At 71.1% G+C, this 19,740-nt stretch carries 20 protein-coding genes; 6 read left to right on the top strand and 14 right to left on the bottom strand.

The window, feature by feature from the left end; translation table 11 throughout:
* Window positions 1-170 precede the first annotated feature (170 nt).
* Window positions 171-602 carry an Lrp/AsnC family transcriptional regulator gene (locus AB0I83_RS28425; RefSeq protein ID WP_356533514.1) on the top strand — a complete coding sequence of 144 codons (432 nt, stop codon included), beginning with the start codon at window positions 171-173 and terminating at the stop codon, window positions 600-602.
* Here the strand turns inward: AB0I83_RS28425 and AB0I83_RS28420 are convergent.
* The 3 genes from AB0I83_RS28420 to AB0I83_RS28410 form a co-directional block, all read right to left on the bottom strand.
* Window positions 580-2,085: a GAF domain-containing protein gene (locus tag AB0I83_RS28420; protein ID WP_363306663.1), complete on the bottom strand. Its 1,506-nt coding sequence runs from the start codon at window positions 2,083-2,085 to the stop codon at window positions 580-582. The genes AB0I83_RS28425 and AB0I83_RS28420 overlap by 23 nt on opposite strands.
* 17 nt (window positions 2,086-2,102) lie before the next feature.
* Window positions 2,103-3,140, bottom strand: a complete 1,038-nt coding sequence (locus AB0I83_RS28415) for a rod shape-determining protein (protein WP_363306662.1) — start codon at window positions 3,138-3,140, stop codon at window positions 2,103-2,105.
* A 132-nt stretch (window positions 3,141-3,272) separates the two neighbouring features.
* Entirely contained in the window at window positions 3,273-3,845 is a 573-nt protein-coding gene (locus tag AB0I83_RS28410; protein ID WP_363306661.1) for a hypothetical protein, read from the bottom strand.
* A gap of 123 nt (window positions 3,846-3,968) precedes the next feature.
* On the opposite strand from AB0I83_RS28410, the gene AB0I83_RS28405 reads away from it, so the two are divergent.
* Complete coding sequence (locus AB0I83_RS28405; RefSeq protein WP_363306660.1) at window positions 3,969-4,688, top strand: hypothetical protein; 720 nt, start codon at window positions 3,969-3,971, stop codon at window positions 4,686-4,688.
* A gap of 13 nt (window positions 4,689-4,701) precedes the next feature.
* Here AB0I83_RS28405 and AB0I83_RS28400 read toward each other — a convergent pair whose 3' ends face one another.
* The gene (locus AB0I83_RS28400; protein ID WP_356533523.1) at window positions 4,702-5,136 is read right to left on the bottom strand and encodes a MarR family transcriptional regulator; all 435 of its coding nucleotides are present in this window, start codon (window positions 5,134-5,136) and stop codon (window positions 4,702-4,704) included.
* A 115-nt stretch (window positions 5,137-5,251) separates the two neighbouring features.
* Here AB0I83_RS28400 and AB0I83_RS28395 point away from each other — a divergent pair, with 115 nt between their 5' ends.
* Both AB0I83_RS28395 and AB0I83_RS28390 read left to right on the top strand, forming a co-directional pair.
* Window positions 5,252-6,274 (top strand): NADP-dependent oxidoreductase, encoded by a 1,023-nt coding sequence (locus AB0I83_RS28395; protein WP_356533525.1) that lies wholly within the window; start codon window positions 5,252-5,254, stop codon window positions 6,272-6,274.
* Window positions 6,275-6,364: 90 nt separating this feature from the next.
* Entirely contained in the window at window positions 6,365-6,793 is a 429-nt protein-coding gene (locus AB0I83_RS28390; protein WP_356533527.1) for an organic hydroperoxide resistance protein, read from the top strand.
* Between the two features lie 128 nt (window positions 6,794-6,921).
* Here the strand turns inward: AB0I83_RS28390 and mmsB are convergent, their stop codons facing one another.
* The 6 genes from mmsB to AB0I83_RS28360 all read right to left on the bottom strand — a co-directional run bounded on the left by mmsB (window position 6,922) and on the right by AB0I83_RS28360 (window position 14,237).
* Window positions 6,922-8,166: a multiple monosaccharide ABC transporter permease gene (mmsB, locus tag AB0I83_RS28385; protein WP_363306659.1), complete on the bottom strand. Its 1,245-nt coding sequence runs from the start codon at window positions 8,164-8,166 to the stop codon at window positions 6,922-6,924.
* Window positions 8,163-9,713, bottom strand: coding sequence for a multiple monosaccharide ABC transporter ATP-binding protein (gene mmsA, locus AB0I83_RS28380; protein WP_363306658.1), 1,551 nt, complete (start codon window positions 9,711-9,713; stop codon window positions 8,163-8,165). The genes mmsB and mmsA overlap by 4 nt, the downstream gene beginning before the upstream one ends.
* 32 nt (window positions 9,714-9,745) lie before the next feature.
* Complete coding sequence (gene chvE, locus AB0I83_RS28375; RefSeq protein WP_363306657.1) at window positions 9,746-10,855, bottom strand: multiple monosaccharide ABC transporter substrate-binding protein; 1,110 nt, start codon at window positions 10,853-10,855, stop codon at window positions 9,746-9,748.
* Between the two features lie 128 nt (window positions 10,856-10,983).
* Window positions 10,984-11,967, bottom strand: coding sequence for a hypothetical protein (locus AB0I83_RS28370; protein WP_363306656.1), 984 nt, complete (start codon window positions 11,965-11,967; stop codon window positions 10,984-10,986).
* A gap of 99 nt (window positions 11,968-12,066) precedes the next feature.
* Entirely contained in the window at window positions 12,067-13,086 is a 1,020-nt protein-coding gene (locus AB0I83_RS28365; protein ID WP_363306655.1) for an alcohol dehydrogenase catalytic domain-containing protein, read from the bottom strand.
* Window positions 13,083-14,237, bottom strand: a complete 1,155-nt coding sequence (locus tag AB0I83_RS28360) for a mandelate racemase/muconate lactonizing enzyme family protein (RefSeq protein ID WP_356533538.1) — start codon at window positions 14,235-14,237, stop codon at window positions 13,083-13,085. The genes AB0I83_RS28365 and AB0I83_RS28360 overlap by 4 nt, the downstream gene beginning before the upstream one ends.
* 111 nt (window positions 14,238-14,348) lie before the next feature.
* Between AB0I83_RS28360 and AB0I83_RS28355 the strand changes: the two genes are divergently transcribed.
* Window positions 14,349-15,143: an EI24 domain-containing protein gene (locus AB0I83_RS28355; RefSeq protein WP_363306654.1), complete on the top strand. Its 795-nt coding sequence runs from the start codon at window positions 14,349-14,351 to the stop codon at window positions 15,141-15,143.
* 36 nt (window positions 15,144-15,179) lie between these two features.
* Here AB0I83_RS28355 and AB0I83_RS28350 read toward each other — a convergent pair whose 3' ends face one another.
* Window positions 15,180-16,178, bottom strand: a complete 999-nt coding sequence (locus AB0I83_RS28350; RefSeq protein WP_356533541.1) for an aldose epimerase family protein — start codon at window positions 16,176-16,178, stop codon at window positions 15,180-15,182.
* Window positions 16,179-16,183: 5 nt separating this feature from the next.
* Window positions 16,184-17,101, bottom strand: coding sequence for a GDSL-type esterase/lipase family protein (locus tag AB0I83_RS28345; RefSeq protein WP_363306653.1), 918 nt, complete (start codon window positions 17,099-17,101; stop codon window positions 16,184-16,186).
* Window positions 17,102-17,462: 361 nt separating this feature from the next.
* Between AB0I83_RS28345 and AB0I83_RS28340 the strand changes: the two genes are divergently transcribed.
* Complete coding sequence (locus tag AB0I83_RS28340; protein ID WP_356533545.1) at window positions 17,463-17,957, top strand: DUF3145 domain-containing protein; 495 nt, start codon at window positions 17,463-17,465, stop codon at window positions 17,955-17,957.
* A gap of 184 nt (window positions 17,958-18,141) precedes the next feature.
* On the opposite strand, the gene fabF is transcribed toward AB0I83_RS28340, so the two are convergent.
* Together fabF and AB0I83_RS28330 are read right to left on the bottom strand one after the other, a co-directional pair.
* Window positions 18,142-19,404 carry a beta-ketoacyl-ACP synthase II gene (gene fabF, locus AB0I83_RS28335; RefSeq protein ID WP_363306652.1) on the bottom strand — a complete coding sequence of 421 codons (1,263 nt, stop codon included), beginning with the start codon at window positions 19,402-19,404 and terminating at the stop codon, window positions 18,142-18,144.
* A 79-nt stretch (window positions 19,405-19,483) separates the two neighbouring features.
* A complete protein-coding gene (locus AB0I83_RS28330; RefSeq protein WP_356533548.1) occupies window positions 19,484-19,732 on the bottom strand; it encodes an acyl carrier protein in 249 nt (82 codons plus the stop codon).
* Between the last annotated feature and the right edge of the window lie 8 nt (window positions 19,733-19,740).

The following is a 19,740-nucleotide window of genomic DNA, read 5'->3' as shown; positions in this document are numbered from 1 at the left end:
GACGACGGGAACCTCTGCCCGGCGCCTTACCGCAGGGCGGGGCGCGGCGGACTGGGCCATCCGGGTAAGGCCCCCGCACCACAGACGCCCCTAGGCGGAAGGGGCCCGGGCACCCCCACCGGACGCCGCTCGACCGCCGCTTCGGGTCCGGGGCTGCCACAATCGCCGGTATGGACCGGTTGGACAGAGAGATCCTCGGAATCCTCCAGGAGGACGCCCGGATCTCGTACCGCGATCTGGGTGTACGCGTCGGGCTCAGCGCCAACGCGGCGGGCGACCGTGTGCGTCGCATGCGCCGCGACGGGGTGATCCGCGGATTCACGGTCATCGTCGACCCGGCCGCCGACACCCGCTCGGGCCTCGTCGTCTTCATCGACGTGTCACTGCGCCTCGACACCTCGAACGAGGAGTTCGAGCGCGCGGTGCTCACACTGCCCGGCATCACCGAGGTGGTGCACGTGACGGGCGGCCACGACTACCTCGTGCGGGCCACGGCCGCCGACCCCGGCTCCCTGGACAGTCTGCTGCGCCGGCTGAAGAAGGACGCGGGCGTCGCCCACTCCAACACCCGCATCGCGCTCAGAGCGGCACCTGCCAGATGACTGTCGGCGACCGCGCGCCGTCCTCGGCGCGTCCGTCGTCCGCGACCACCAGCCGCACCGCGGCCCGCCCGTCGGCCTCCTTCGCCGTCGCGTCCACCTCCACCTCGATGGCCGAGACACCCGCCCGCCGGTGCGCGGTGGCCAGCGCCCCGCGCAGTACGTCGAGCAGCCTGCCCGCCACCGGCTTCCCGATCAGGGTGTCGACCGCGCCGACGAAGTGCACCGACGGCTGGAAGCCAAGGACGGCCGCGGCGCCCCCCGTCTCCCGCAGCACCCGTCCGCGGAAAGTGGCGGGAGCCTCGGCGGGCGGCTGCTGGAGGGCGAAGATCGCGGTCCTGACCTCCTGGATCGTGGAGTCGAGTTCGTCGACGGCCCTGGCGAGCAGTTCGGCGGTCTCCGCGTCGCCCGACACGTCCTTGCGGCGGGTCGACTCCAGCATCATCTCCGTCGCGAACAGCCGCTGTACGACGAGGTCGTGCAGGTCACGGGCGATACGGTCGCGGTCCTCGTACACCGCGAGCTGCTCCCGGTAGTGCTGCGCGTCGGCCATCACCAGGGCCAGCGCGGCCTGGGAGGCGAACTGCGAGGCCAGCAGCCGGTCCATGGCCGTGTACGGAAGTCCGCCCCGCCGCCGGGGCAGGGCCAGCGTGCCGATGAGCCGCCCGCCGCTCTCCAGAGGCAGCATCATGCTGGGGCCGAACCGGGAGCGTACCGGGGTCGTCATCCGGGGGTCCGTCGACGAGTCGTCGATGAAGACCTCCTCGCCGCTCAGCAGCTGCACGAGGACGGGGGAGCCCGGCTCGATGGCCGTGCCGACGAGCCCCGCGGGATCGTCGAGGGTGGAGGCCGCGACGATCTCCATCCCGCCGTCACCGGTCGGCTGCAGGATCACCCCGGCCGCAGCGCCGGCGAGTACCCGGGCCCGCTCGGCCACGGTCGTCAGGGCGTCGGTCGGGCCGGCGCCGGTCAGCAGCGCCCGGGTGACGGCGGCGGCCCCCTCGATCCAGCGCTCGCGCTGCCGTGCCGCCTCCGAGAGATGGGCACCGCCGATCGCCGCGGCGGCCTGGGAGGCGAGGAGCCTCAGCAGCGCCAGATCGGTGTCGGTGAAGCGCCCCGGCTCGTCCGCGGTGAGGCACAGACTGCCGAGCACCTCCGAACCCACCCGGACAGGGGCACCGAGGAAGGAACGCGTCCTCAGCAGCGGGGACGCCGTGTCCTCGGAGGCGGTACCGGCCGGCAGGTCGTCGAGCCGCACCGCCTGCGCGTCGTCGACCAGGACCCCCAGGGCCCCGGACCGGCCGTCGAGGAGCGGGCCCGCGCCCAGCCGCTCGGCGTCGGTCATGCCGGTGGTGAACAGGTCGGTGACGCGGCGGTCCTCCGGGGCGAGGAGGGCCAGCGCGCCGTGCCGCGCACCGGCCAGCGCCGTGGCGGTGTCCACGATGTGCTGGAGGGTGGTCCGCAGGTCGAGCCCTGTCCCGGTCACCGGCGAGCCTGCGGCCCTCAGCCCGCGATCGGGGCGAGGACCAGCGGCTGGACCGATCCGTCGAGCATCGCGCCGAGCCCGAGCACCGAGCACACGTCCGGCCGCTCGGCGATGTGCACGGGCACGCCCGTGGCCTCGCGCAGCATCTGGTCGAGGCCGGGCAGCAGGGCGCTGCCGCCGACCATCATGATCCCGGAGTCCGCGATGTCGGCCACAAGGTCGGGCGGGCAGTCGCGCAGCACCTTGCCGAGTCCGTCGAGCACGGCGGTGAGCGGGGTGTGGATCGCCTGGCGTACGGCGGCGGTGTCGACCTGCACCGAACGGGCCAGACCCGTGGCCACGTCCCGGCCGTGGATCTCCGTCATCGAGGGTCCGCTGAGCGTGAGGCCGTTGCCCCGGAGCGCCAGCTGCAGGGGGCGCACGGACTGGCTGGCCAGCATCAGCTCGTGGTGCTGGCGCAGGTGCTGGATCACCGCGTGGTCGATGGCCTCGCCGCCGATGGGGATGCGTACGGCCGTGACGATCGAGCCGAGCGAGAGCACCGCGATCTGGGTGGACGCGGCCCCGCACATCATGATCATGGTGGCGGTCGGCTGCTCGACCGGCAGCCCGCAGCCGATGGCCGCCGCGATCAGGGTGTCGACCAGCTCGACCCGCCGCGCCCCGAGTCCCACGAGGGTCTCGACGGTCGCCCGCTGGGCCAGCGGGTCGGCGTCGTGCGGGGTGCACGCGGCAGCCCGCAGCCTGGGCTTGTGGCGCAGCTGGCGCCGGAGCTTCTCGCCGAGGAGGTGGCGCAGCATGCGCTGGGCCATGTCGATGTCGACGACGGTGCCGCCGGACACCGGGCGGGCCACCCGGATGTACGCGGGTGTACGGCCGGTCATCTGCTCGGCGAGCGCGCCGACGGCGATGAGCGAGCCGGTGCGTGTGTTCACGGCGGCGACACTGGGCTCGTCCACGACGAGCCCCACTCCCTTGATGTACACACGGGTCCTCGCGGCCCCGAGATCGACGGCGACATGGCAACGGCGCAACTGATCGAGACTGACGGTCACGGCAGGGTCTCCCGAGAGCGCTGGCGGCGGCACCGGCGGCAGCCGGCCCTCCTGGCATCGTCGCGCCGAGGCCGGTGCGGCGCGCGCTGGGTGAGCCGTAGGGGGGACCCGGAGCTGACGGCGCGACAGATGTCAGGCGTGGCCGGGAAGCAGGCGCTGGAACAGCCCCCAGGTGAACTCGGCGACCCAGGGCCGTCCGTCGGTCGGGTCGGTGAAGGCCAGTGCCCAGCGGGTCGGTGCGCTGCCCTCCATCGGCCGCGCCGGGGCGAAGGCCCTGGCCACCTCGTCCACGGTGCAGGACCACGGGGCCAGGTCCCCGGCGCCGCCCGGCTCGGGGCCGGTGGCGCCGGGTGCGCGGACCAGCCACTCGTTCCACACGGCCCCGCCGGGTCCCGCCATCACCTCGAACCGCAGGTCCGGCCAGAGCGGCAGCGGCCACAGCAGCGCGTCGCACTCCAGGTCGCCGACCGTGCGGCGTACGGACGTCTCGGGTGCGCCCAGCACCGTGCGGTAGCGGCGCAGCGCGCCCCGGCCGCGCGGGGCGCGCAGCATGGCCTGCCAGCGGCGGTTCGCCTCCCGCATCTCCGCGAGGGAGGCCCCCAGTTCGATACGTGCGTCCTCGACCAGGTCCGGCTGGTGGTCGGCCATCCGGCGCAGCAGGACGAGCTGGAACTGGAGCGGCCCGAACGGGGCGGGAGCGGTCATGGGACCCATCCTCCCGCGTGTCCCGCGTATCGGACGGAGCGCCCCGGAGTCTGTGATTCCACACAGGATCCTCACCTGCGCGGCTTCCGGTGCCGTTCTCCGCGCGTCTAGTCTGCGGGCGCCATGGATTACTGCCACCCGTGCCGACGGCACCTCAACGGGGCTCTGGCCTGCGCCGGTTGCGGGACCCCCGCCGACGCGCTGGTCCCCTACGCCGCCCCTGAGTACCCCGCCCATGACGCCGGTCCCGAAGACGCGGCCGCCGGGACCGCAGGCGTCTCAGGACACCGCAGACGCGCCCGGGAGACCGCCTCGCGGCGCCGAGGGCGCCGCGGGCACCGCAGGCGTGGCCGCACACTGCTGCTGACGGCCACGGGCGTGGTGCTGGCCGTGGGCGCGCTGAGCCTGGCGGAGCTGGCCATCGAGCCCGGAGGCGACAGCGGCGCCTCCGACTACGTGAGCGAGGCCACCACCGCGGCCGAACCTCCTCCCTCCGCCTCGGCGGGCGAGGCGGACGACGAGCCCGGACCTGTGGACACGCCCACCGTCGTACGGGTGACCGACTCCCACTCCGCCGGGGCCACGGACGGACCCTCCGGCTCGACGGCGCCCGGGGTGCCCCGGGCGTCCGTGTCGGCCGACGCCCCAGGTGACCCCCGGCCGTCGTCCTCGTCCGCCGAACCGGACGGGCCCGCCGATCCTGGCGGAACCGTGGCGCCCGCGGAGCCGTCGGGTTCCACGGAGCCGCCCGCGGAGCCGACGCAGCCGGAGCCCAGCGGTGATCCGGAGCCCGCTCCGTCCCCCTCCGCGACGTGCACCCCGTGGCTGTGGTGGTGCGTCTGAGGCCTGTGACGCCTCAGGCCGCCTGCTCGCCGAGCATCCTGCGCAGCAGGTCGCGCAGCACCGTCCGCTCCGCCTCCGACAGCTCGGCGAGCGGCTCCCGGGCGAAGTCCAGGGCGTCCCGCAGCTGACGCGCGGTCCGGATGCCCTCCTCGGTCGGGGCGGCGAGCTTCACCCGCCGGTCGGCCGGGTCCGGGCGGCGCTCCACCAGGCCGCGGAGCTCCAGCCGGTCGACTATGCCGGTGATGTTGGACGGTTCGCACTTCAGCTTGAGGGCGACCTTGCGCATGGGCATGGCCTCCAGCGAGAGCAGCCCGAGCACCCGCGCCTGCGCGCCGGTGAGGGTGTGGGCGGCCGCGGCCCGGTCGTACTCCTCGTGGTAGCGCGCCACGACGCCGCCGATGAGCTCGATGACGTCGAGGGTGAGTGGGTCCGTGCGCGAGGTGGCCATGACGGCCAGCCTACCGAATTACTTGACAAGATGAAATATGTCGACGCATGGTTGTTTCACGTCCTGAAGCTTTTCGGCTTCCCGCACCGTACGACTTCGAGGAGAACCCGAGCCCATGTCTGCAGCACTTCCCACGACCAGCCGCGAATGGCACCTCGTCGCCCGCCCGCACGGCTGGCCCGAGGCCAAGGACTTCGCGCTGCGCGAGGCGCCGGTGACCGCGCCCGGTGAGGGCCGCGTCCTCGTCCGCAACCTCCACTTCTCGGTCGACCCCTACATGCGGGGCCGGATGAACGACGTGAAGTCGTACACCCCGCCCTTCAAGCTCGACCACCCCATGGAGGGCGGCGCGGTCGGCGAGGTCATCGCCTCGAACGCCGAGGGCTTCGCCGTCGGCGACCACGTCCTGCACGGTCTCGGCTGGCGCGAGTACGCCGACGTCCCCGCCAAGCACGCGGTCAAGGTCGACGCCTCGCTCGCCCCCCTCTCCGCCTACCTCGGTGTGCTCGGCATGACGGGGCTCACCGCCTACGCCGGCCTGTTCGAGGTCGCCTCCTTCAAGGAGGGCGACGCGGTCTTCGTCTCCGGCGCGGCCGGCGCGGTCGGCAGCCAGGTCGGCCAGATGGCGAAGCTCAAGGGCGCGTCCCGGGTCATCGGTTCGGCCGGTTCCGACGAGAAGGTCAAGCTCCTCGTCGAGGAGTACGGCTTCGACGCGGCCTTCAACTACAAGAACGGTCCCGTCAGGGAGCAGCTCGCCGAGGCCGCGCCCGACGGCATCGACGTCTACTTCGACAACGTCGGCGGTGAGCACCTGGAGGCGGCGATCTCCGCGCTCAACGTGCACGGCCGCGCCACCATCTGCGGGATGATCGCGCAGTACAACGCCACGGAACCCACCCCGGGCCCGCGCAACCTGGCCCTCGTCATCGGCAAGCGGCTCCGCCTGCAGGGCGTGCTGGTGGGCGACCACGCCGCGCTCCAGCCGCAGTTCGTCCAGGAGGTGGCCGGCTGGCTCGCCTCCGGTGAGCTCAAGTACAACGAGACGAAGGTCCAGGGCATCGAGAACGCCTACGACGCGTTCGTCGGTCTGCTGCGCGGCGAGAACACCGGGAAGATGATCGTTTCGCTGGACGCCTGACGGGTCCCGAACCCCCACCCGTTAGGCTCGGCACAGGCCGTCGCGGTCGTGGGCGCGAGCCGCGGCGTATCAGCAGGAGGAATCACCGGTATGACCATCCAGCACATCGACGTGGCCTACACCGCCGTCGCCACCGCGGAGAACGGCCGTGACGGCCGTGTCTCCTCCGACGACGGCAACCTCGACGTCGTCGTCAACCCGCCGAAGGCGATGGGCGGCAGCGGCGCGGGCACCAACCCCGAACAGCTCTTCGCGGCCGGCTACAGCGCCTGCTTCCAGGGTGCGCTCGGAGTGGTCGCCCGCAGCGAGAAGGCCGACATCTCCGGCTCGACGGTGACCGCTTCGGTCTCCATCGGCAAGACGGAGGCGGGCGGCTTCGGCCTGGAGGTGGCGATCAGCGCCTCCATCCCGAACGTCGACAAGGCCACCGCCCAGGCGCTCGTCGAGAAGGCGCACCAGGTGTGCCCGTACTCGAACGCCACCCGCGGGAACATCAAGGTCGAGCTGTCCGTCGGCTGACCCGGAAGCCCGGAAGCCCGGAAGCCCGGAAGCCCGGTAGTACGCGTCCGAGGGCCGCATCCCGTCACAGGGGTGCGGCCCTCGGCCGTGTCCGCGCAAGTGAACCGCTCAGCCCGTGGGGCGAGCTGTCACGAGCCGCCCTTGCGCTTGTTCCAGACGTCGAAGCCGACCGCCGCCAGCAGGACGAACCCCTTGATGACCTGCTGGTAGTCGGTGCCGATGCCGACGAGGTTCATGCCGTTGTTCAGCACGCCCAGGACCAGACCGCCGATGATCGCACCGAGGACCGTGCCGACGCCGCCGCTCATCGACGCGCCGCCGATGAACGAGGCGGCGATGGCCTCCAGTTCGAAGTTGAGGCCCGCCTTCGGCGAGGCGGCGTTGAAGCGGGCCGCGAAGACCAGGCCCGCCAGGGCCGCGAGCATGCCCATGTTCAGGAAGACGAGGAAAGTGACCTTCCTGTCCTTCACGCCCGACAGCTTGGCCGCGGGCAGGTTGCCGCCGATGGCGTAGATGTGGCGGCCGATGATCGCGTTGCGCATCAGGTAGCCGAACCCGACGACCAGCACGCCGAGGATGAGCAGTACCACCGGGGCGCCCTTGTAGCTGGCGAGCAGCAGCGTGACGACCAGGACGGCCGAGACCAGTGCGACCAGCTTCAGCGCGAACAGTTTGACCGGCGGCACGTCCAGGGCGAACTCCTGCTGCCGCTTGCGGTCACGGACCTCCTGGAGGACCACGAAGACGATCAGGGCGAAGCCCAGCAGCAGGGTGAGGTTGTGGTAGTTGGTGTTCGGGCCGACCTCGGGCAGGAAGCCGTTGGCGATCTTCTGAAGGTCCTTCGGGAAGGGGCCGAGGGTCTGGCCCTTCAGGAAGATCTCCGTCAGCCCCCGGAAGAGCAGCATGCCCGCGAGGGTCACGATGAACGACGGTATGCCGAGGTAGGCGATGAAGAACCCCTGCACCGAGCCCGCCACGGCGCCGATGGCCAGGCACAGCACCACCGCGAGCGGCCAGGCGAGATGGTGCTCCACCATCAGCACGGCTGCCATCGCGCCGATGAACGCGGTCAGCGAGCCGACCGAGAGGTCGATGTGGCCGGCGATGATGACGAGCATCATCCCGATCGCGAGGATCAGGATGTAGCTGTTCTGCAGCACCAGGTTGGAGACGTTGCGCGGCAGCAGCAGGTCACCGCCCGACCACACCGCGAACAGCACCACGATGAGGCCCAGGGCCATCAGCATGCCGTACTGGCGCATGTTGCGGCGCATTCCGCCGAGCATCAGCTGCAGCAGGCTCTCCCCGGCGGCCGACCCGCCTTTGCCGGGCGGCGCGGGGGCCGAGGTCTTGGCGGTCACGTCCGTGCTCATCGGGTTACCTCTTTGTCCTTCGTCATCTGACGCATCAGCGCTTCCTGCGAGGCCTCGGCCCGCGAGAACTCACCCGTCAGCCGTCCCGCGGCCATCGTGTAGATGCGGTCGCACATGCCGAGCAGCTCCGGCAGTTCGGAGGATATGAAGACGACCGCCTTGCCCTGGGCGGCCAGCCGGTCGATGACCGTGTAGATCTCGTACTTGGCGCCCACGTCGATGCCGCGCGTGGGCTCGTCGAGGATCAGCACCTCGGGACCGGCGAAGATCCACTTGCTGAGGACGACCTTCTGCTGGTTGCCGCCCGACAGCTTGCCCACCGGCTCGAAGACGGTCGGCGCCTTGATGTTCATGGACTTGCGGAAGCCCTCGGCGACCTGCCGCTCCCCGTGCTCGTCGACCACACCGCGCCTGGCGACCTTGCCCAGCGCGGTCAGCGAGATGTTCCGGTTGATGGTGTCGATGAGGTTGAGGCCGTAGTGCTTGCGGTCCTCGGTGGCGTACGCGATGCCGTGTCCGACCGCCTCCGGGACGGACCTGGTACGTATCTCGGTGCCGTCCCGAAGCACGGTGCCGCCCGCGTACCGGCCGTAGGAGCGGCCGAAGACGCTCATCGCCAGCTCGGTGCGGCCGGCGCCCATGAGCCCGGCGATACCGACGATCTCACCGCGCCGCACCTCGATCGATACGTCGTCGACGACCTTGCGCTGCTGGTCGATGGGGTGGTGCACGGTCCAGTTGCGGATCTCCAGGGCGGGCGCGGTGCCCTCCTCCGGCTGGTGCGGTGTCCGCTCCGGGAAGCGGTTCTCCAGGTCGCGGCCGACCATCCCGCTGATGATCCGGTCCTCGGTCGTCTCCGCCGCCTTCACGTCGAGCGTCTCGATGGAGCGCCCGTCGCGGATGATCGTGACCGAGTCGGCGACCCGGCGGATCTCGTTCAGCTTGTGCGAGATGATGATCGAGGTCATGCCCTGGTCCCTGAGTGAGCGGATCAGGTCGAGGAGTTTGCCGCTGTCCTCGTCGTTGAGCGCCGCCGTGGGCTCGTCGAGGATGAGCAGCTTCACCTTCTTCGACAGCGCCTTGGCGATCTCGACCAGTTGCTGCTTCCCCACGCCGATGTCGGCGACGCGGGTCTCCGGGTGCTCGTCGAGACCGACCCTGCGCAGCAGTTCGCCCGCGTGCCTGAGGGTGTCGTTCCAGTTGATCAGTCCGCGCCTGGCGTGCTCGTTGCCGAGGAAGATGTTCTCCGCGATGGAGAGGTACGGCACCAGCGCCAGCTCCTGGTGGATGATCACGATGCCCTGCTGTTCGCTGGCCCTGATGTCCTTGAACCGGCAGGTCCTTTCCTCGAAGAGGACGTCCCCTTCGTAACTGCCGTGCGGGTGGACACCCGAGAGCACCTTCATCAGGGTCGACTTGCCGGCGCCGTTCTCTCCGCAGATGGCGTGGACCTCGCCCTGACGGACGGTCAGTGTGACGTCCGAGAGCGCTTTGACGCCGGGGAAGGTTTTGACGATCGAGCGCATTTCCAGGACGGGTCCCGCCATGGTCTTGCCTTCCAATCCTTGTGGGAGCCCGGTTACTTGAGGTCGTTCGCGGTGTAGTAGCCGTCGTCTATGAGGGCCTTCTCGTAGTTGGCCTTGTCGACGCTGACCGGCTGCAGCAGGAAGGCGGGGACGACCTTGACACCGTTGTCGTAGGACTTGGTGTCGTTGACCTCGGGCTTCTTGTCGTTCAGGGCGGCCTCGACCATGTTCGACGCGACCTTGGCGAGCTTGCGCAGGTCCTTGTAGACGGTCTGCGTCTGCTCACCCGCGATGATCGACTTCACGGACGCGAGCTCGGCGTCCTGGCCGGTCACGACCGGCATCGGCTTGGCCCCGGAGCCGTAGCCGTCCGACTTCAGGGCGGAGAGGATGCCGATGGAGATGCCGTCGTACGGCGACAGCACGGCGTCGACCCTGGCGCTGCGGTAGCTGGACGTCAGCAGGTCGTCCATGCGCTTCTGGGCGGTACCGCCGTCCCAGCGCAGGGTGGTGACCTGGTTGAGGGCGGTCTGCTTGGACCTGACGACCAGGTCGCCCTTGTCCACGTACGGCTTGAGGACGTTCATGGCGCCCTGGAAGAAGTACTTGGTGTTGTTGTCGTCGTTGGAACCCGCGAACAGCTCGATGCTGAAGGGGCCCTTCTTGCCGTCCTCCAGGCCGAGCTTGTCCACGATGTACGTGCCCTGGAGCTCGCCGACCTTCTCGTTGTCGAACGAGGCGTAGTAGTCGACGTTCTCCGTGCCGAGGATCAGCCGGTCGTAGGAGATCACCGGGATGTCGGCGTCCTTGGCCTGCTGCAGCACGTTGTCGAGGGACTTGTTGTCGATCGCGGCGATGATCAGGGCGTCCACGCCCTGCGTGATCATGTTCTCGATCTGCGAGACCTGCTGGTCCGGGTCGTCCTCGCCGTAGGCGAGCTTGGTCTTGTAGCCCTTGGTCTTCAGTTCCTTCACGACGTTGGCGCCGTCGGATATCCAGCGCTCGGAGGACTTGGTCGGCATCGCGATGCCGATGGTGGCGTCTTCGGAGCCACCCTTCTTCTCCTCGCTGCCACCCTCGCCGCTCTGGCCGCAGGCGGTCAGGGTGAGGGCGAGGGATGCGGCGGAGGCGACGGCGGCGAGTGCGGCTCTGCGGTTGCGCATGGTCATCATCCTTGTTGTGGGTCAGGGCTCGGTCCGGTGGCGCCGGATCCCGATGGCGGATCGGGCCGAACAGGTGTGTGGGATTGTGCGCGGCTGTGTCTTCTTTTGGGGAGAAGGTTTCCGGAACGTTATGACGAGATCTCGAAGCGGTTCAGCGGGCCCGGCAGCCGGCTGCCGAGCGAAGCCATGCCACCGTCCGCCCCGTGCCGCGCGAGCAGGTCCAGCGCGAGCCGGCCGCGCCGCACCCGCTCCTTGGCGGTGGACAGGGCCAACTCCCGGAGGTGTTGGCCGTACGGATAGATCCCTGACGCCCTGGAGAGGCCGAACTTGAGGTACAACGGCGCACCGCGCCGGATCAGTTCGGCGACCTCGTACATCCGGACGTAGCCGCCGAGGTCGTCCGGGGCCTCGATGTAGAGGTCCATCGGGGCCCGGGAGGCGCGGCGTATCTCGGTGAGCTGGGCGAGCGTCAGGTCGGAGGGGATGTTGATCGAGTCGGCGCCGAGCTGCTCGAACACGGCGTACGACGCCGGGTTCACCGGCCCGATGAGCGCCGACACCTTGAAGGTGGTGTCCGCGGGCAGGGCGCCCTGCCCGCGGAGCCGGTGCAGCGTCCACAGCACCCCCTCGTCGGCGACGAGCAGGCACTTGACCCCCAGCCCGGTCGCGCGCAGGGCGTCCTCGACGCAGCCGGCCAGGGCGTCGTGGCCGCGGGAGCGCAGCCCGGCGCCGCCGGAGTCGGTGCGGACCGAGGCGCCGGTGTCCCAGGTGCCACGCGGCCCCGTGAACAGGCAGAGCTCGATGTCCCGTTCGGCGCAGCCCTCCACCATCTCGGTGATCTCCGCGTCGGTCAGCATCCAGATCCCGCTGCCCTGGCTGATGCGGTGGACGGGGACGTCGAGCCTGGCGGACTCCTTCAGTACGACGCCGAGGGCCTCGGGGCCCTCCACGGACGGCACCTCGGTGCGCCAGCTCCCGCCGTCGGGGAAGGAGTGCGCGGAGGCGTCGGCCGGGGAGAGCGGCGCCGGGCCGAGGCCCAGCGCGGTGAGCGCGGCGCCGCCGGGGCGGCGGGGGCCGGCCTCACCGGGGGTAGGGGCAGGGGCGTCAGTCACGGCAGGTCCTTCGCGTTCGGTATCTCGGACGAGGTTCGGATCTCTGGGTGGGCGCCGGCGCGGAGGCGGTCGGGCGCCCTGCGGATCAGGGCGGCGCGGTCACGGCCGCAGCAGCACCTTCCCGGTGTCCGGATCACCGGACCCCACCAGTGCCACCGCTTCGGCGAACCGCTCCAGCGGGAACTCGTGGGTGATCAGCGGGGCCGGATCGAGCAGCCCCGCCGTGAACGCCCGCACCGCGTGGGACCAGGCCGCCGAGGAAGCGCCGAAGACGCTGCGCACGGTGAGCTGGCTCAGCGACAGGTGCACCGGGTCGATCCCCACGGCACCCGGCGTGAACATCCCGGTCAGCACCACCCGTCCGCCGCGCCGCGCCAGCAGGCACGCGTCCGCCGCGGTGGACGGAGCTCCGGCCGTCTCCACGACCAGGTCGTAGCGGCCCCGGAGCTCCTTCGCCTCCTCGGGGACCCGTGCCTCGTCCGCGCCGAAGTCCAGGGCCCGGGCGGCCCGCCCCTCCCGCGGGTCGATCACGACGAGCTCCGCGGGCGACACCGCCGCCAGCAGCTGGACCGCGAGCAGCCCGAGCGTGCCGGCGCCCAGCACGGCGATCCGCTCACCCGGCTCGGGCGCCCCGGCCCGTACCGCTGCCGCGACCACCGCGGCCGGCTCCAGCAGGGCGGCCGCCCGCAGGTCCGCGTCGTCGGCCAGCGGGTGCAGCAGCCGCGCCGGGACCACCACGTGGTCGGCGAACGCGCCGGGCCGGGTGAAGCCCGTCTCGTCGTAGCCCGCCGTGCACAGGGAGGTCTCCCCGTACCTGCACCGCTCGCAGCGCCCGCACGCCCGGAAGCCCTCGGCGACCGTGCGCCGTCCGGTCAGCTCGGGGTCGACGCCCTCGCCCACCGCTTCCACCGTCCCGGACCACTCGTGGCCCGGCACCACGGGGTAGCGCACATAGGCCGGGTCGCGGTGGCCGTCGTAGACCTCGCGGTCGCTCATGCAGATCCCGGCCGCGGCGACGCGCACCCGGACCTCACCGGGGCCCGGCTGCGGGACCGGTCCCTCGGTCAGCGTGTGGGTGCCGGGCCTCTCGATGGTCAACGAGCGCGATGGCGAGGTCACTTGGGCTGCCTCTTCTCCCAGCCGTCCGCCCACAGGTCGAATCGCGCCTGCTGCTGCGGGAACTCGGCCGCCGCGTCCACGTCCAGCTCCACACCGAGCCCGGGTGCGTCGGAGAGCTCGAAGCAGCCGGTGGCGGGGTCGACGGCCGGGGCGCCCTTGACGACCTTCTTGATGTCCGCGTCCGCGAAGTCGTTGAAGTGTTCCAGGATCTTGAAGTTGGGGGTGCAGCCGGCGACCTGGAGACTCGCCGCGGTCAGCACCGAGCCGCCCACGTTGTGCGGGGCGATCAGCGTGTAGTGGGTCTCCGCGGTCGCCGCGAGCTTGCGGGTCTCCAGGATGCCGCCGATGTGGCCGACGTCGGGCTGGATGATGTCGGCGGCCTGTGACTCGAAGAGCTCGCGGAACTCGATCCGGTCGTGGATGCGCTCACCGGTCGCGATCGGCAGGTCCACCTTCTCCGCGACCTTGGCGAGCGCCTTGAGGTTCTCCGGCGGCACCGGCTCCTCCAGCCAGGCCGGCTCGAAGGGCGCCATCTCGCGTGCGATCCGTACCGCCGTCGACGGGCTGAACCGCCCGTGCATCTCCAGCATCAGCTCGGTGTCGGGGCCGATGGCGTCCCGCACGGCCTCGATGAGGGACACCGCGTAACGGGTCTCCTCCTGGCCCAGCTCGAAGTGGCCCGTTCCGAAGGGGTCGATCTTCAGCGCCCGGTATCCGCGCTCGACGACCCCCTGCGCGGCCTTGTGGTACGCCTCCGGGGTGCGCTCCGTGGTGTACCAGCCGTTGGCGTACGCCTTGACCCGGTCGGTCACCTTCCCGCCGAGCAGTTGCCAGACCGGGACGCCGAGCGCCTTGCCCTTGATGTCCCAGCAGGCCATCTCGACCACCGCGATGCCGGACATCACGATCTCCCCGGCCCGCCCGTAGTCGCCGTACTTCATCCGGCGCACCAGGTCCTCGATCGCGAACGGGTCCGAGCCGGCGATGTGGTTGGCCGACGCCTCCCGCAGATAGCCGAGCAGCGCGTCGGTGCGGCCCAGCATCCGGGTCTCACCGACCCCGGTCAGGCCCTCGTCGGTGTGCACCTGGACGTAGGTGAGGTTGCGCCAAGGTGTGCCGACGACATGCGTGCTGATTCCGGTGATGCGCACGGGTGTTGCCTCTCCTGGTGTTCGGTATTTCGGCCCTCGTTCGAAATGCTGGCGTGACCGTAATGACGGGCCAGGGGCGGTGTCAATGGTTCGCGCAAGTACGCTGACGCCATGAGCGATCTCGGGGCGGGCTTCGGCTACTTGATAAAAGGGCAGCGCTGGGCCTTCGGGCACGGCCGGTGGTTCGGGTTCGGCCTCCTGCCGGCCCTGGTCACCCTCGTCCTCTACGCCGGCGCGCTGGTCGGACTCGGATACGGCGCCGACGACCTCGCGGGCTGGGTCACCCCGTTCGCCGACGACTGGTCCTCGCCCTGGCAGTCGCTCCTGCGCGGAACCCTTGTCGTCCTCGTCTTCGTCCTCGGACTGTTCCTCGCGGTGATCACGTTCACCGCGGTCACCCTCCTGGTGGGCCAGCCGTTCTACGAGTCGCTCTCCGAGGAGGTCGACCGCAGCGAGGGCGGTGAGGTGCCCGAGTCGGGCCTGCCGCTCTGGCGCGAACTCTGGATCTCCGCCCGCGACTCCGTCCGTATCCTGGTGCGCGTCGCGGTGTACGGGGTGCTCCTCTTCGCCCTCGGCTTCGTACCCGTCATCGGGCAGACGGTGATCCCCGCCCTCGGATTCTGCGTCTCCGGCTACTTCCTGGCCGAGGAGCTCACCGCCGTCGCCCTCCAGCGCCGGGGCATGGTCCTCAAGGACCGGCTCGTCCTGCTGCGCGGGCGCCGCACAATGGTCCTCGGCTTCGGGGTCCCGCTCGTGCTCGCGTTCCTCGTCCCGCTCGTCGCCGTGTTCCTGATGCCGGGCGCCGTCGCCGGGGCGACGCTGATGGTCCGCGAACTCACGGCGACCCCCGGGAACGGCCCGGAGCCGTCGCCGGTCCCGGCTCCGCACTCCCTGCGCAAGGCCTGAGACGCCGGGGGAGCCGGCGGCCCCCTCCCGGTGACGTCAGCGCACCGAGAAGCCGTACACCGTCGTGGAGACGAACTCCCCGCCCGGCCGCAGTACCGTGCTCGGGAACTCCGGCCGGTTCGGCGAGTCGGGGAAGTGCTGCGTCTCCAGCGCGATCCCGGCACACGGCCCGAACGGGTCACCGTCGAAGTGGTCGGCGGTGTACAGCTGCAGCCCGGGCTCCGTCGTGCGGACGGTCAGCAGCCGCCCGGACGCGGCGTCGTGGAGCTCGGCGACCGGCTCCCCGCCGGTCTCCTCCAGGACGTAGTTCGTGTCGTACCCAGGGCCCACCGGCTTCGGCTCGCGGAAGTCGAAGCGGGTGCCGTCCACCGGCGCCAGCTCTCCGGTCGGGATCGACTCCGCGTCCGTCGGCGTGATCCGCGCGGCCGCGAGCCGCAGTCGCTGCCCGAGCGCGCTGCCGCTGCCCGCCCCGGCCAGGTTCCAGTAGGTGTGGTTCGTCAGGTTCAGCACGGTCGGCGCGTCCGTCGTCGCCCGGTAGCCGATCCGCAGGGCGCCGTCCTCGTCCAGGGTGTACGCCACCGTGACCGCGAGCCGGCCGGGGAAGCCCTCCTCGCCGTCCTCGGCGACCAGGGAGAGCCGCACACCGTCCGGCACCTCGTCGGCGTCCCAGACACGCTTGTCGAAGCCGCGTGCGCCGCCGTGCACCTGGTTGCGGCCCTCGTTCCGCGTCACCCGGTGCGCGCGTCCGTCGAGTTCGAAGGCGCCGCCCGCGATCCGGTTCGCGTAACGGCCGACCAGGGCGCCGAAGTACGGTCCGGGGCACGCCTCGTAGCTCCTGGCGTCCGGCAGTCCCAGGGCCACCTGGGCCCGTGCGCCGTCCCTCCCGGGCACCTCCACCGACTGGACCACGGCGCCGTACGTCAGCACACGCACCCGGGTGCCGCCGCGTTCCAGGGTCCAGCGCCGGACCGGCGTGCCGTCCGTGAGGGTGGAGAAGTCTTCGCTGCGCACCGCTGTACCCGTCGTCACGATCAAGGACCTTACGCGGGCGGCCCGGCCGCCGTGACATTGCGGTAAGCGATCTCCGCCAGCCTGGCCTGGCCGTTCCTGCCCGGATGGAACCAGTCCCACTCGCTGAGCTGCTCCCCGGTGAAGCGGTAGTCGAACACCGCTCCGCCGTCGTCACGGCACAGCTCGTCCCCGGCGCAGACCTCCCGCAGGACCTCGTTGTACGCGACGACCCTCGCCAGGACCGTGTCCCGCCGCGCCACCGCCGCCGCGCCCATGTCGTCCGCGTCGCCCAGCATCGACCGGCAGATCCCCAGCTTCCAGATCTGCTTCCCCAGCGGGTTCTCACGCCCGGTCGACCAGAGCCGCTTGAGGTCCGGGACGCTCGACACGTAGAGCTGCGCCTTCGGGGCGGCTGCGCGCAGTCGCCGTACCGATGCCTCGAACGAGGCCCGGAAGTCCGCCACCGGGGTCATGAGGCCCACCGAGTCCCGGCAGGCGTCGTTGGCGCCGATCATCACGGTGACGAGCTCCGGCCGTTCCTTCGCCGCCAGCGCCATCTGCTCCGGCAGCTGGGCCATCCTGGCGCCCGACACGGCGTGGTTCCAGCTGTGCGAGGACGCCTTCGCCGCCCCCAGCAGACGTACGGCGAGACTTCGCACCCCGTGGTCGGTCCCGGTGGCCCAGGACACCTCCGGGCAGTCGGCCAGCACCGAGCAGGCGTCGAAGCCCCGGGTGACGGAGTCCCCGACGGCGGCGACCGAGGCCGGGCTCGCGTCCCACGCCGGCGTCGGCGAGGGGGAGGGGCCCGGGGAGCCGGAGGCGCTCCGGACCGCGCCGTCCCCGCCCGACGCCGTGCAGCCGGTGAGAGCGAGGGCCCCGGCCATGGCTACCGCCGTCAGAGTGGCTCCGGCGCCACGTACACGGCGGCGTGGCGCATGCTCGCGCATCCCTGCTTCCCCTCCACTCGCACGGGTGATTGTGCCCCTGGCACAACCCGACGTCCCAGGTGGCGGGCCCTCGCGCCCTCGCGGGTGAATGCTCGGCGAATCATGGGCCCGGGACCGACGGTACGTCACACGCCCGGCCCCGGCGCACGGTAGCTTTTCCCCGTCGAACCAGTGGCGCCCGACCGGCCCTCGCACGAGTCGGCAGGTCCGGTAAGTTAACTCACGTCACATACTGTCCCTTTTCAGGAGATTAACTCCCGATGCTGTTTACTGATGACAACCTCGGGAGCCGGCCGGGAAGAGGCGGTACGGGCGCGAGGCCGCAGGTGAAGGCGAACCTCGTCCCACACTGGAGGTCCTGGTGACGACACGCGGAGTCCTGTACGTCCACTCAGCACCGCGCGCGCTGTGCCCCCATGTCGAATGGGCGGTAGCGGGCGTTCTCGGTGTGCGGGTCCAGCTCGACTGGACCAGACAGCCGGCCGCGCCCGGCACCTGGCGGTCCGAGTTCTCCTGGAAGGGCCGCGAGGGTACGGCGTCGGAGCTGGCCTCGGCCCTCCGCGGCTGGGACCTGCTGCGCTTCGAGGTGACCGCGGAACCGTGCCCCACGGCGGAGGGCGAGCGCTACAGCTCCACCCCTGGCCTCGGCATCTTCCACGCCGTCACCGGCATGCACGGCGACATCCTCGTCCCGGAGGACCGGCTGCGGGCCGCGCTCGCACGGTCCCTGCGCGGCGAGACGGACCTGGAGGCCGAGGTCGCGGCACTCCTGGGCAAGCCGTGGGACGACGAGCTGGAGTCCTTCCGCCACGCCGGAGAGGGCGCGCCGGTCCGCTGGCTGCACCAGGTCGTGTGACCGCGCGCGGGGCCGCGCTCGCGTCCGTACCGGCGCACGCCCTGGCACGCCCGGCGTCGCCCGTTCGCCGGGTCTGATCCACCCGCTCCGTGGCCTGGGCGGGCGCCGAGAGGGGCACCCGGGTCCCGGAACGCGGAAGGCCCGCCTCCCGGAAGGGAGACGGGCCTCGCGGCAGGACGGACGGTCAGACCGAACGGAACGCCAGCACGACGTTGTGGCCACCGAAGCCGAACGAGTTGTTGATCGCGGCGATCGAACCCTCCGGCAGCGCCCGCGGCTCACCGCGCACGACATCCGCGTCGACCTCGGTGTCGAGGTCGTCGACGTTGATGGTGGGCGGCGCCATCCGGTTGTGCAGCGCCAGGACGGTCGCCACGGTCTCGATACCGCCCGCGCCACCCAGCAGGTGACCGGTCATCGACTTCGTCGCCGAGATGGCGACATGGTCCAGGTCGTCGCCCAGCACCAGGCGCAGCGCCTTGATCTCGGCGACGTCGCCCTGCGGCGTGGAGGTGGCGTGCGCGTTGAGGTGCACGACCTCCGACGGCTTCAGGTCGGTGGAGTCCAGCAGGTTCCGCATCGCCGCGGCGATACCGCGCCCGCTGGGCTCGGGCTGCGCGATGTGGTGGGCGTCGGCGGACAGCCCCTGCCCCAGCACCTCGCAGTAGACCCTGGCGCCCCGCGCGGCTGCGTGCTCCGCGGACTCCAGGATCACGACGCCGGCGCCCTCACCGAGGACGAAGCCGTCCCGGCCGGTGTCGTACGGACGCGAGGCCTTCTCGGGGTCGTCGTTGCTCTTGGACATCGCCATCATGTTGGCGAACGCCGCGATCGGCAGCGGGTGGATCGCCGCCTCGGTGCCACCGGCGACGACCACGTCGGCACGGCCGGTGCGGATCATCTCGACGGCGTAACCGATGGCCTCGGCACCCGACGCGCAGGCCGAGACCGGGGTGTGGACACCGGCCTGGGCGTTGACCTCGATGCCGACGTTGGCCGCCGGGCTGTTGGGCATGAGCATGGGAACGGTGTGCGGGGAGACGCGGCGTACGCCCTTCTCCTTCAGCACGTCGTACTGGTCGAGCAGGGTGATCACGCCGCCGATGCCGGAGGCGATGACCGAACCCAGACGCTCGGGCTGGATCTTCTCGTCCTCACCGGCCTTGCCGGTGAATCCCGCGTCCGCCCACGCCTCGCGGGCCGCGATCAGCGCGAACTGCGCCGAGCGGTCCAGCTTGCGGGCGAGCGGACGGGGCAGAACCTCGCTCGGGTCGACAGCCGCGAGGGCGGCGATCCGGACGGGCAGTTCGGCGAAACGTTCGCCCTCGAGAGGCTTGACGCCGGAACGACCGGCCATCAGACCTTCCCAGGTCGAAGCGGAGTCGCCACCCAACGGAGTGGTTGCGCCGATACCGGTGACGACCACGGTGCGATTGGTCGGGCTCACTGGAAAATCTTCTCCACGTGTAGAGGGTCGTGAATCAGCGGCGCCACCGCCGGGTGGCGACACACGGGACGGGCTGGGATCAGCCCTGGTGCTTCAGGATGTAGCCGGCTGCGTCGCCGACCGTCTTGAGGTTCTTGACGTCCTCGTCGGGGATCTTGACGTCGAAGCGCTCTTCGGCGGCGACGACGACCTCGACCATGGACAGCGAGTCGACGTCAAGGTCGTCGGTGAAGGACTTGTCCAGCTGGACGTCCTCGACCGGGATACCGGCGATCTCGTTGACGATCTCGGCGAGACCGGTGACGATCTCTTCCTGAGTGGCGGCCATGTTGGCGC

Source organism: Streptomyces sp. NPDC049970, from assembly GCF_040660235.1.
Lineage (GTDB): Bacteria > Actinomycetota > Actinomycetes > Streptomycetales > Streptomycetaceae > Streptomyces.
The sequence above is the reverse complement of the archived record's forward strand: the minus strand, read 5'-3'. Positions and strand labels throughout refer to the sequence as shown.